8 protein-coding genes and 1 pseudogene are annotated in these 12,315 nt (G+C 71.9%); 3 read left to right on the top strand and 6 right to left on the bottom strand.

Annotation, left to right across the window (positions count from 1 at the left end):
* Position 1 precedes the first annotated feature (1 nt).
* Both O7623_RS29670 and dxr read right to left on the bottom strand, forming a co-directional pair.
* Positions 2-1,249 (bottom strand): site-2 protease family protein, encoded by a 1,248-nt coding sequence (locus O7623_RS29670; protein WP_282226215.1) that lies wholly within the window; start codon positions 1,247-1,249, stop codon positions 2-4.
* The gene (dxr, locus tag O7623_RS29665) at positions 1,249-2,442 is read right to left on the bottom strand and encodes a 1-deoxy-D-xylulose-5-phosphate reductoisomerase (protein WP_282229648.1); all 1,194 of its coding nucleotides are present in this window, start codon (positions 2,440-2,442) and stop codon (positions 1,249-1,251) included. The genes O7623_RS29670 and dxr overlap by 1 nt, the downstream gene beginning before the upstream one ends.
* 549 nt (positions 2,443-2,991) lie before the next feature.
* Here dxr and O7623_RS29660 point away from each other — a divergent pair.
* A pseudogene (locus O7623_RS29660) lies at positions 2,992-3,798 on the top strand (YhjD/YihY/BrkB family envelope integrity protein); the annotation flags it as partial.
* On the opposite strand, the gene O7623_RS29655 reads toward O7623_RS29660, so the two are convergent.
* The gene (locus tag O7623_RS29655) at positions 3,785-5,989 is read right to left on the bottom strand and encodes an MMPL family transporter (RefSeq protein WP_282226214.1); all 2,205 of its coding nucleotides are present in this window, start codon (positions 5,987-5,989) and stop codon (positions 3,785-3,787) included. The pseudogene O7623_RS29660 and the gene O7623_RS29655 sit on opposite strands and share 14 nt — an antisense overlap.
* Before the next feature lie 54 nt (positions 5,990-6,043).
* Between O7623_RS29655 and O7623_RS29650 the strand changes: the two genes are divergently transcribed.
* Complete coding sequence (locus O7623_RS29650; protein WP_282226213.1) at positions 6,044-7,687, top strand: NAD(P)/FAD-dependent oxidoreductase; 1,644 nt, start codon at positions 6,044-6,046, stop codon at positions 7,685-7,687.
* An 11-nt stretch (positions 7,688-7,698) separates the two neighbouring features.
* On the opposite strand, the gene O7623_RS29645 is transcribed toward O7623_RS29650, so the two are convergent.
* A complete protein-coding gene (locus O7623_RS29645; RefSeq protein WP_282226212.1) occupies positions 7,699-9,297 on the bottom strand; it encodes a Rieske 2Fe-2S domain-containing protein in 1,599 nt (532 codons plus the stop codon).
* 235 nt (positions 9,298-9,532) lie between these two features.
* Between O7623_RS29645 and O7623_RS29640 the strand changes: the two genes are divergently transcribed.
* Complete coding sequence (locus O7623_RS29640; protein WP_282226211.1) at positions 9,533-9,754, top strand: DUF2631 domain-containing protein; 222 nt, start codon at positions 9,533-9,535, stop codon at positions 9,752-9,754.
* A gap of 88 nt (positions 9,755-9,842) precedes the next feature.
* Here the strand turns inward: O7623_RS29640 and O7623_RS29635 are convergent, their stop codons facing one another.
* Positions 9,843-11,018 (bottom strand): DivIVA domain-containing protein, encoded by a 1,176-nt coding sequence (locus tag O7623_RS29635; protein WP_282226210.1) that lies wholly within the window; start codon positions 11,016-11,018, stop codon positions 9,843-9,845.
* A 35-nt stretch (positions 11,019-11,053) separates the two neighbouring features.
* Positions 11,054-12,184, bottom strand: coding sequence for a 23S rRNA (adenine(2503)-C(2))-methyltransferase RlmN (gene rlmN / locus O7623_RS29630; protein WP_282226209.1), 1,131 nt, complete (start codon positions 12,182-12,184; stop codon positions 11,054-11,056).
* Between the last annotated feature and the right edge of the window lie 131 nt (positions 12,185-12,315).

Here is a 12,315-nt window from a genome sequence, read left to right as displayed (position 1 = left end):
CTCACCTCGTGAACAGCGTGATCGGGTTGACCACGTCCGCGGTGATCGTCAGCAGCGTGAACGCGCCGCCGATCAGCAGGACCGCGTACGTGAGTGGCATCAGCTTGAAGTAGTCGACCCGACCGGGATCGGGGCGGCCGAAGACCGCGTACACCCAGGAGCGGATCTTCTCGAACCAGGCGATCGCGATGTGCCCGCCGTCCAGCGGCAGCAGCGGCAGCAGGTTGAACACCCCGACGAAGAAGTTCAGCGAGATGAACAGTAGGACGAACAACTCCCACGCGTCGTTGGCCACCGCCTCGCCGCCGAGCCGGCTGGCACCGACGACGCTGATCGGGGTGTCGATGTCGCGTTCCGCGCCGGTGATCGACGCCCACAGCGCCGGGATCTTCTCCGGGATCCGCATCATCGCCTCGACGGTGCCGATCGCCATCTGCCGCAGGTAGTCGCCGGTCGCCCCGAACGCCTCGATCGGCCCGTACGTCACCATGCCGGGCTTCTCGATCCGCAGCCCGACGCCGAGCGCCGCCACCGTGCTCAGCGGCCCGTCCTCGCTGCCCAGCTCGGGCCGCTGCACCGCCGCGAGCTGCGCCTCGACGGTGTCGGTCACCCCGTCACGTTCGTAGGTGACCGTCGCGGCCCCGGGCTGCGCTCCCCGGACCACCTCCAGCATGTCGCCCCAGGTGTCGACCGGAACGCCGTCGACGGCGAGGATCCGGTCCCCGTCGCGCAGGCCGGCCTGCGCCGCCGGGCTGGCCGGATCACCCGCCTCGCAGGCACGGGAGACGTACTCGACGACGACGCAGTCGGTCACCGCGACGACGGCCGGCTCCTGCCGGGCCTGTTCCTCGCTCGACGGGAAGTCCGGGTTCGGCAGGCCCATGAAGACCGCGGCCAGCCAGAGGGCGACGATCGCCAGGCCGAAGTGCGTCACCGAGCCGGCGGACATCACGACGGTGCGCTTCCACACCGGGTACCGCCACATCACCCGCGACTCGTCGCCGGGCGCCACGTCGTCGTCCTGCGGCGTCATCCCGACGATCTTGCAGAAGCCGCCGAGCGGGATGGCCTTGAGGCCGTACTCCGTCTCGCCGCGCCGGAACGACCAGATGGTGGGACCGAAGCCGACGAAGTAGCGGGTGACCTTCATCCCGAACTTCTTGGCCGTCACCATGTGACCGGCCTCGTGCAGGCTCACCGAGATGAGAATCGCGAGGGCGAAGAGAACCACCCCGAACAGGTACGCCATCAAGCTCCCTCCGCCGACGCACCGATGAACTCCTGCGCCCGGGCCCGCGCCCAGGATTCCGCAGTCAGCACATCCTCGACCGTACCCGGTTCGTCGAAGTCCGGTGCCGACTGCAGCACCCGGTCCACCGTGTCGACGATGCCGAGGAACGGTAGCCTGCCGGCGACGAACGCCGCCACGCACTCCTCGTTCGCCGCGTTGTACACCGCCGGCCGGCACCGACCGGCCGCCCCGGCCTGCTTGGCCAGCGCCACCGCGGGAAAGGCCGCCTCGTCGAGCGGGGCGAACTCCCAGGTGTGCGCGCGGGTCCAGTCGACCGGCGCGGCGGCGGCCGGCACCCGGGCCGGCCAGCCCAGGGCGAGTGCGATCGGCAACCGCATGTCCGGCGGGCTGGCCTGGGCGATCGTCGAGCCGTCCACGAACTCCACCATCGAATGGATCACCGACTGCGGGTGGACCACGACCTCGATGCGCGGGTACGGGATGCCGAACAGTTCGTGCGCCTCGATGATCTCCAGCCCCTTGTTCACCAGGGTCGCCGAGTTGATCGTGATGACCGGCCCCATGCTCCAGGTCGGGTGGGCCAGCGCCTGGGCCGGGGTGACCCCGGTCAGCTCGGCGCGCGGCCGACCCCGGAACGGGCCGCCGCTGGCGGTCACCACCAGCCGACCCACCTCGGCCGCCGTACCAGAGCGCAGACACTGGGCAAGTGCCGAGTGTTCGGAGTCGACCGGCACGATCTGGTCCGGGCGCTGCACCGCCGCCCGCACGATCGGCCCACCGGCGATGAGCGACTCCTTGTTGGCCAGCGCCAGGGTCCGGCCGGCCCGCAGGGCCGCCAGGGTCGGCGCCAGCCCTCGGGAGCCGTCGACCCCGTTGAGCACCACGTCACACGGCCACTCGGCGAGCTCGGCCATCGCCGCCGGGCCGGCCAGGATCTTCGGGATCTTGAACCCGCCGGTCGGGTAACCCTGCCGGGACGCCTCGGCGTAGAAGGCGAGCTGCAGGTCCTGGGCCGCCGAGGCGCGGGCCACCGCGACCACGTCGACCTGCAGCCGCAGCGCCTGCTCCGCGAGCAACCCGACGTTGCCGCCGCCCGCGCCGAGGCCGACGATGCGGAACCGGTCCGGGTTGCGGGTGACGATGTCGACCGCCTGGGTGCCGATCGAACCGGTCGAACCGAGCAGGACGATGTCTCGCGGGGAGGCTGTCACCGCCTCATTCTGTCGCAGCCTCGTCCAACAGCTCCGCCGGGTCGATCGAGAACTCGAACGGCTCCTTCATCACGAACGGGGTGCCGGCTGCGGCCGCCGCCACCGGCCGGTACTCCCCGTCGCTTTGCCCGACGCGCTGCCTGCTTCAACAGGTACGCCAGATCCAGCTCGATCGTCTGATGGTCGTACCCGGCATGTGGTGTCACGATCACGCTCCCGCTGAGGACCTCGACCTTGGGACCATTGGTCTCCGGCAACAGGTCAAGGGCGAGCTGCGCGGTCCACGGCTCGTCGAAGTCCCCGAGTATGTCGAACGACGGCTCGCGCGGTGGCTCCGAACCGCTCGCGAACGCCGGCAGCGCCATCGGGCTCACCCCTTCCCGCAGGACGTGATGCGCCGACCAGCGGAGCCGCGCCGGCCCGCCACAGCGGGCCACCGGGCCGTGTCACCAACCCGACGGTCGACGTGACCGGGCCCGCATCTCGTCACGGGAGTGGCAGTTGCCCCGGTGGGGAAAGCTAGGGCCCATGGTCAGGAGAGGTCGCCGGCTGGTCCGGGCCGCGTTCCGGCCGCTGCGCGGGCGGGACCTGTCGCTGCACGCCGCCTCGATCACCTTCTTCGGGGCGATCGCGGTGGTGCCGGTGGCGTTACTGGCGATCTGGCTGACCGGGCTGTTCGCCGGGACCGGCCGGGTCCGGCGACTCACCGATCCGGCGATCGCCACCCTGCCCGGCCAGCTCGACGCGGACCGGGCCGCCGCCGCGCTGATCGACGCCGGCCTGCACCTGACTCCCCTGTTGGCGTTGGCCGCGCTGCTGCCCGCCTCGCTGTACGGCGAAGGACTACGCCGGGCGTTCGTGTCGGTGGCGCCACCGCCGGAGCCCGCCGAGTCGCTGGTCGGCTGGCGCGGGCGGATCCTGCTCCTCCCCCTGCTCGGGGCCGCGCCGGCGCTGATGCTGCTGGTGCTGCTGGCGCTGCCGTCGGCCGCCGGGCTGTTCGCCCGGGGCGGCTGGGCGGGCGCGCTCGGCGTGATCGTGTCGTTCCTGGCCGTCTGGCTGGGGCTGAGCCCGGTGCTGGTCTGGGTGTTCCGGATCGTCGGCCCCGGCAAGCCGGACTGGTTGGCCACCGTCGCGGTCGGGTCGTTCACCGCCGCCAACCTCTCCGGCTTCCTGCACGGCTTCATCCTGTTCTGTTCGTTACCGCTGGACCTGGGTCTGCCGTTCGGCGGGCTCGACCAGGTCGGGGCGGCGGTCGCGGTGCTGCTCTGGCTCTACCTGCTGCACGTGATCGTGCTGGCCGGCTACTCCGCGACACTGGCGTTCAGCCGCTGGCGTCGCCGCCGCCACCCGTCGGGCCCACCGACATCAGCTGCGGCTGCGCCGGGGTCTCGTGCAGACCGAAGCGCCGGTACAGCCGGCCCAGCGGACCCGGCGCCCACCAGTTCCACCGCCCCAGCAGCCGCATCGTCGCCGGCACCAGCAACACCCGGACCAGGGTCGCGTCCACGACGATCGCCACGATCATCCCGACGCCGATCAGCTTGATGAACGAGATGCCGCCGGTGGCGAAGCCGGCGACGACCACGATCAGCAGCAGCGCGGCGGCGGTGATGATCCGCCCGGTGTGCTGCAGGCCGGCGGCGACCGACGCGGTGTTGTCGCCGGTGCGGTCCCACTCCTCGCGCACCCGCGACAGCAGGAACACCTCGTAGTCGGTGGCCAGCCCGAACAGCACGGCGAGCATCAGGATCGGGTTGGTCGGGTCGATGAACCCGGTCGGGGTGAACCCGAGCCAGTCGGCGAAGTGCCCGTCCTGGAAGACCCAGACCACCACGCCGAACGACGCGCCGACCGACACCAGGTTCATCAGCACCGCCTTGACCGGCAGCACCACCGAGCCGAACGCCAGGAACAGCAGCACCATGGTGGCCGTCGCCATCAGCAGCGCCATCCACGGCAGGTAGCGGCCGAGGCTGTCGAGCATGTCGATGTCGGCCGCGGTCCGGCCGCCGACGAGGACCTCGGCACCGGCCGGGGGCGGCAGGTCGCGGATGGTGCGCACCAGTTCCTCGGCGTCGTCGCCGGTGGGTTCGCCGACGTAGCTGACCCGGATCAGCGCCGAGGCGTCGCGTACCGCCGCGATCTGCGCCCCGGTCGCGCCCGGCAGCGTGGCGATCTCGTCGGCGAAGGCCTGCGCCACGTCGGGCCCGGCACCGGAGACCAGCACCTCGACCGGGCCGACGCTGGCACCGTCGGGAAAGTCCTCGGCGATGGTCTCGGCGACCACCCGGGACTCGGCGCCGGCCGGCAGCACCCGCTCGTCGAAGCCACCGAACTCGGCCCGCGCGAACGGCGTGGCCAACAGCAGCAGGCCGACCACCACGACGGTGGCGTAGCGCACCGGGCGGCGCATCACGCTGCGGGCGATCCGCGCCCAGGCTCCGGCGGTGGCCGGGTCGGCCGCCGCGCCCGCCGCCGGGTCCGCGCGTCGGCGGCGCCACGGCAGCGGTACGGCGAGTGCGTTGATCCGGGGGCCGAGCACCGCCAGCAGGGCCGGCAGCGCGGTCACCGAGGCGAGCATGGCGACCAGCACGGCGGCCATGCCGCCGAACCCGATGCCGGTCAGGAACGGCTGCGGGAAGATCAGCAAGCTGACCAGTGACGTACCGATGATCAACCCGGAGACCGCGACGGTACGCCCGGCGGTGGCGACGGTGCGCACCAGCGCCTCGTCGGTCGGATGCCCGGCGGCCAGCTCCTCGCGGAACCGACTGACCACGAACAGGGCGTAGTCGATCGCCATCCCCAACCCGATCAGGGTGATCACGTTGATCGCGAACACCGACACGTCGGTGACCAGGGTCAGCGCCCGGACCGCGACGAACGCGCCGAGGATGGCGAGCACCCCGACCAGCAGCGGCATCGACGCCGCCACCAACCCGCCGAAGATGATCACCAGCAGGACCAGCAGGATCGGCATGGCGATCAGTTCGGCCCGGGTGATGTCCCGGATCGACTGCTCGTTGGCGTGGTCGAGGAACGGCACCGGGCCGCCGGCCTGCGTGGCCAGCCCGGGTGCGTCCAGCAGCGGCCGGATCTCGTCGTACCCGGCGGTCTTGGCGTCCTCGTCGGTGCCGGCCAGCTGCACCAGTGCGTAGGTGGCCCGCCGGTCGGTGGCGACCAGCGCCGGCGACTGCGTGTCGTACCAGCTGGTGACGCTGGTCACCTCGGGATGCGCGGCCAGGTCGTCGAGGGTCCCGGTGACCGCCTGCTCGAACGCCGGATCGTCGACCGTGGCGGTGTCACTGCGGTAGAGCACCAGCACGTCGACGGCCTGGTTGCCCAACTCGGCGTCGATCCGCTCCTGGGCCCGGGTCGACTCGGCGTCCGGGTCGGCGAACCCACCACCGGAGACCGCCCCGAACAGGCCGAGCCCCCAGGTCGCGCCCACGACCACCAGCAGCCCCGCCGCCGCCAGCACCACCCACCGCAACCGGACCACGGTCCGTCCCCACCATGCGAACACGGCTCGACTATCGCAGGCCCATCATGGACGCCGCACGGGGACTAGGGTCAGCGCATGGGTACGTCACAACTTCCGGCCACCGGACCCGTCCCGGCCGCCGGTGGCGCCGCGCTACCGACCCGGGCGGACGTGGTCGTCGTCGGGGCCGGGCACAACGGGCTGGTCTCGGCGATCCTGCTGGCCCGCGCCGGGCTGGACGTGCTGGTGCTGGAGGCGGCCGACGTCGTCGGCGGCGCGACCCGCACCGAGCAGCCGTTCACGAAGGTGCCAGGGCTGCGGCACTCCACCGGGTCGTACCTGCTCGGACTGATGCCGCCGGAGCTGCTGGCCACCCTCGACGTGGCCATCCCGGTGCTGCGCCGCGACCCGCACTACTTCCTGCCCACCCCGGGTAGGCCCGGGTCGCCGTACCTGCTGTTCGGTGCCGACCGGGCCGCGACCCGGGCGCAGATGGCCGCCACCTTCTCCCCCGCCGACTCCGCCGCCGACGACGCGATGCAGGCCGAGCTGGCCGCGCTACGCGACGACCTCGCGCCGGCCTGGCTGGCCGAGCCGCTGCCGGTGGAGCAGACCGCCGACCGCTACGTCCGCCCGGCGCTGCGGCAGGTCTTCGTCGACCTGGTCCGCGGCTCGGTCGCCGACTACCTGGCCCGCTTCGCGTTCCGTTCCGAGCTGCTGGTCGCCATGTACGCGGTCACCGACGGGCTGAGCGGGCTGACCGCCGGCCCGGACGATCCCGGCACCGGCCACAACTTTCTGGTGCACAACATGTGCCGGTTGCCCGGGGCCGATGGCACCTGGATGATCGCCGCCGGTGGGATGGGCACCGTGTCGCGGATCTTCGCCGACGCCGCGCGGGCCGCCGGGGCGCGGATCGTCACCGGCGCACCGGTGACCGGAATCACCGTGACCGCCGGCAGCGTCGACGGGGTCGTCGTCGGCGGTGACCGGGCGGTGGCCGCCGAGGTGGTGCTCGGTGCCTGTGACCCGTACCGGCTGCTGGAGCTGGCCCCCGACGGCGCCGTGCCGGCGGCGCTGACCGACCGGATCGCGGCCACCCGCCGCCCCGGCAGCACCCTGAAGGTCAACCTGGCGCTGCGCGGCCTGCCCCGGTTCAATTGCCTGCCCGACGACGCGCCGAGCCCGTTCGGGGCCACGATCCACCTGCTGCCCGGCTCGGCGTCGCTGCTGCCCGACGGCGGGGGCACCTCGCCGATGACCGCGCTGCGGGCGATGTGGGCCGACGTACGGGCCGGCCGGCTGCCCGCCGAGCCGACCATCGAGTGGTACCTGCACACCACCGTCGATCCGTCGCTGTGCGACCCCGCCGGGCATCACTCCTCGGCGTTGTTCGTCCAGTCGGTGCCGTGGCAGCCGGCGGGTTCGTCGTGGTCGACCGAGCTACCCGGGTACGTCGACCAGCTGTTGGCGATCTGCGACCGGTACGCCCCCGGCACCAGCGCACTGGTCGCCGACGTCGTACCGCTCGCCCCGCCCGGCATCGAAGCCCACTTCGGCATCACCGGCGGGCACATCCACCACGTCGACAACACGGTGTCGTTCACCGACCGGATGCCGTACGCCACCGGGCTGCCCGGCCTGTACGCGGGCAGTGCCGGCACCCACCCGGCGGGCAGCGTGATCGGCGCCGCCGGACACAACGCGGCCCGGCGGATCCTCGCCGACCTGGGGCGGTAAGGCCCGCTGGGTCAGGCCTGCGCCGCCGGTTGGCCGACCGGTGCGTCCGTCGGCGTCTCCTCGGGTGCCGGGGTGCCGGCACGGCGGGCCCGGATCTCGTGCCCGACGCTGGTCAGGCAGCGCCCGCTGGGCAGGTCGAACCGCCAGCCGTGCAGCTGGCAGGTGAGCTGGTCGCCGTCGACGATGCCGAACCGGGTCAGGTCCGCCTTCAGGTGCGGACAGCGCCGCTGCACGATCCAGTCGCCGAGCTTGATGTCCTCGGCGTCCGGGCGCTGCTCGGCGTACCAGCCCTCGGCGTACTGCAGCCGCTCGGTGGACAGGCACTTGAAGAACGCGTAGACGAACTCGTTGTACTGGCCGATGCGGGCCGCCGAGAAGCGGCAGGAGAGGAAGAGCGAGTTGACCCAGTCCACCTCACCGATGTGCAGCAGGTGCTCCACCAACGCCCGTTCGGTACGGAACCGGTAGCGGACCTTCTCGTCGGCGTACGGGCGGACCTGCTTGCCGGGGAAGTCGACGACGATCGACTCGACCGACTCGCCGTCGTAGCCGACCAGGTCGAACCGGACCGGCCCGCCGACGCCCTTGGCCAGGTAGACCGACTCCTCCAGCAGCGGCTCGATGCGGCGCTTCATCTCGCCCAGCACGTCGATCTCCGGGTGGCGCCAGGACGCCTTCTCGGCCTCGATGACCGGCCGCTTGCGCTCACGCATCTCGACCAGGTGGGCCTGCTTGCCGGCGAAGAACTCCTCGACCGGCTGAGGATGGGTGGCCCGGCAGTCGTCGGCGGTCACCTCGGCGACCGAACCGGGCAGCAGCACCACCGCGTTCGTGCCGCCGACCTTGGCGTACTCGGTCAGGAAGACCTGCTGGTCGGGGAAGATGTTGCCCTCGTCGCCGTGGATGTCGTTGAACTGCCAGAGCTCGTCGTCGAGGAAACACGGCGGCCCGGCGATCGGGAAGACGTACGACGCCTTCAGGTCGTCGATGTAGCGCCAGGTCCGGTCGAACTGGCGTTCCCGCTTCTGCTTGCCGAACGCGGTCTTCGCGGCGGCCGGCAGCTCGTAGACCATCGGGTACCAGATGGCACCGGAGAACTGCAGCATGTGGGCGTGCACGTGGCCGAGGGCGGCGAACGTGGACAGGTCCGTGGGGCGCGCGTCGTTCTGGTTGAGCAGCCGGATGCCGTCGTGTTCGACCCAGAGCGACGAGTCTCCGATCGGGCCGTCGGTGGGGCTGGTCAGCGCCTGAATCATGACGTTCAGCCCGCCGTCGAGCTCGACGACCTCGTTGCTCCTGGTCCGCAGGAAGCTGGTGAAGCCCAGCTCCCGCAGCTCGTCCTCCAGCTCCGAGGTTGGGTACTCCGGCAGCAGCACGGTCGCCTTCTTCGACACGAACCGCTTCAGGTGCGCCGCGTCGAAGTGGTCCCGGTGCAGGTGGGACACGTACAGGTAGTCGACCTGACCGAGGGACTCCCAGTCGAGCTGGGAGTTGTCCGGGAAGGGGAACCACGAGGCGAAGTAGGCCGGATTGACCCACGGGTCGCACAGGATGCTGCCCGCGGCCGTGTCGATCCGCATGCTGGCGTGCCCGGTACCCGTCACTCGCACCGCACAGACCCCCTCGGTCACAGAAATGGGTGTACGCCCGAAACGCTACCGGAGTCCGTCGGCGCACCGGTCGGCGACGCCCGGATCGCCGCGCCGTCGACGGCGGACCGGAGCCCTCACCTGGGGCCCGCGGCGGTACGCCGGGCGGGGTGCGGCGGTACGCCGGGCGGGGTCGTGCCAGACTGGTCGGGTTCCGAACGAGTGAGCGGGTTCCGCTCGTAAAGGAGGACCAGCCGTGGCCGGAACCGAGCCGGTGACCTCGCCCGATCAGCACAAGCCGGGCCACCGCAAGCTGGGGCGCATCGGAGCCGTCGTCTCAGCCTTGGCGCTGCTGTCGATGCTGATCGGCAACCACGACGGCCGGGTGGAGAACATCTGGCTGATCGGACTGGCCGTCGGACTGCTGGCCATCGTCGTCGGCGACATCGTCCTGCGGCGCAACGGCCTGCGGTCCTGACCGGACGCCGGGCCGCCCAGCAGCGACCGCACGGTCTGCCAAGAAGTGACCGCCGGGCCCGGTCAGACCGGGCCCGGCGGACGACACGTCAGCGACCCCGGTGCAGGATGTCCTGCACCTCCTTGAGTGCCGCGTCGACCTCCGCCTCGAAGTAGCCGCCGGTCACCAGGCCGAACTGCATGGTGTCGAGGTCCGCGGTGTTCACCGGCATCGGCCCACGCCCCGCCATCGCGGTCAGGATGTCCTCGAACAGCCGGTCCACCTGCATCGGGTCGTAGCCGCTGCCGAACCGGCGCACCTGGAAGGTCCGCCGGATCTGGTCGACCCGCTGCAGATCACCGCCACCGCCGGCCGGCGGTCCACCGGGCGGGGTGCCCAGGCCGGGCTGACCGGGCCCGCCCGGGTACCCGCCGACGCCGGGGTACCCACCCGTCGCGTGGTGACCGGCTGCACCGGAATGTCCGCCCGGTCCGGGATGTCCACCGAATCCCGGACCCCCGGGGCCCGGCATCCCCGGACCACCGTCACGCGGGCCGAACCCGCCGTCACGCGGGCCCGGACCGCCAGGGCCGGGCATCCCCCCGGGGAGCTGCGGGTGCCCGCCCGTCGGCGGGCCGGCCGGACCCGACCGTCGGTCCGGGAAGTAGATCTCGGCCGTCATGTCGGCCTTGCCGTGGCGCCCCTGTTCGAACCCGTCGAACCGGCCTTCCGGGCCCGGCCCGAAGCCCCGGTGCGGACCAGCGGGCACCGGTGTGGCCGGCGGCCCGCCGGGGCCGCCACCGGGCGGCGGGTAACCGCCGGCACCACGTGGGTCGTCGTAGCGCCCGTAACCGGCGGCGGCGGGCTGCTCCGGATAGCCGCCGCCCCCGTACGGGTCGTGCGGTGGCGGAGCCGGCTGGGCGGGCACCGGCCGTGCCGGCAGGGCCGGCGCCGCTGCGGCAATCGGCCGGTCCTCGCGCGGCGGTGGGGCCAGTCGCTCGGGCGGTACGGCGGCGGCACCGGAGCCTCGGGCCGCCGGACCCCGCTCCTCCAACTCGGCCAGTTGCCGTTCGACCCGGTCCAGATGCAGGTCGACCTGCCATTCGTCGTAGCCGTTGAAGCGGACACGGAATACGACGTCATGCACTTCCTGTGCGGAAACCGGTGATCCGACCGGTTCGCCAGCGAGTGTGGCCTCGACGCGGTCGAGGAAGGCATCCACTTCGTCGACCTTGTAACCCCGACGAAGCGCCTTGCGCCGGAAGCGCTGTCCCTGACTCGCCACTATGTCTCCTGATTCACTCGCTGATCACCGGTAGCTCACGTCGCCGTCTGCGCGGCGGCAAGCTGCCCGCATGCACCGTCGATCTCCCTGCCCCGGGTGTCGCGTACGGTGACCGCGACACCGGCCGCCCGCAGCCGGCGGACGAATTCCCGCTCGACCGGCTTCGGGCTGGCATCCCAACGACTGCCGGGAGTCGGATTGAGCGGAATGAGATTCACATGGGCCATCCGACCAGCCAGCAATCGGCCCAGCAGGTCCGCCCGCCATGGCTGGTCGTTCACATCCCGGATCATCGCGTATTCGATGGAGACCCGCCGGCCCGTGCGGTCCGCGTAGTCCCACGCGGCGTCAAGGACTTCAGCGACCTTCCACCGTTGGTTGACTGGCACGAGTTCATCGCGCAGATCATCATCGGGCGCGTGCAACGACAGCGCAAGAGTCACCGAAAGGTCTTCTCCGACGAGCCGGCGCATCGCCGGCACCAGGCCGACCGTGGAGACCGTCACGTGCCGCTGGGACAGCCCGAGACCCTCCGGAGCCGGGGCGCAGAGCCGGCGGACCGCCGCGACCACCCGGCCGTAGTTGGCCAGCGGCTCACCCATGCCCATGAACACCACGTGCGACAGGCGGGGCGGGGATCCGGTGACACCGCCGCGAGCGGCCACCCCGGCGAGGAAGACCACCTGGTCGACGATCTCCGCCGTGGAGAGGTTACGGGTCAGCCCGGCCTGACCGGTCGCGCAGAACGGGCAGGCCATGCCGCAACCGGCCTGGCTGGAGACGCAGGCGGTGACCCGGTCCGGGTAGCCCATCAGCACGCTCTCCACCAACGCGCCGTCGTGCAGCCGCCACAGCGCCTTGTGCGTCGACCCGTCGTCGCAACTGCGCTGCCGTACGGCGGTGAGCAGAGTCGGCAGCAGCCGTTCGGTGATCGGCGCGCGGGCCGACGCCGGCAGGTCGGTCATCGCAGCGGGATCGCGGACCAGCCGGGTGAAGTAGTGGGTGGAGACCTGCCTGGCCCGGTAGGCCGGTTGACCGAGCCCGGCCAGCAACGTCTGCCGCTGTTCGAGATCGAGATCAGCCAGGTGCTGGGGTGGCATGGCCGCGCGACCAGCCGGCGTGGCGGTGGTCGTCGGACGGGTCGGGGTCAACGGCAGACTTCTCATGGCAGGTCCAGTCTCCCACGATCCCACCGAAATCGGCTCGCCCCGGGGCCCAGATCGGGTCACCCCGACAGCTGAACGCGGACTCAGCGCCTCAGCCAGCGCGGCGCAGGCACGACGATCGGGCGGGCGAC

It is taken from the genome of Solwaraspora sp. WMMD791 (genome assembly GCF_029581195.1).
Classification (GTDB): domain Bacteria; phylum Actinomycetota; class Actinomycetes; order Mycobacteriales; family Micromonosporaceae; genus Micromonospora_E.
This window is presented reverse-complemented; position numbering and strand designations above follow the sequence as displayed.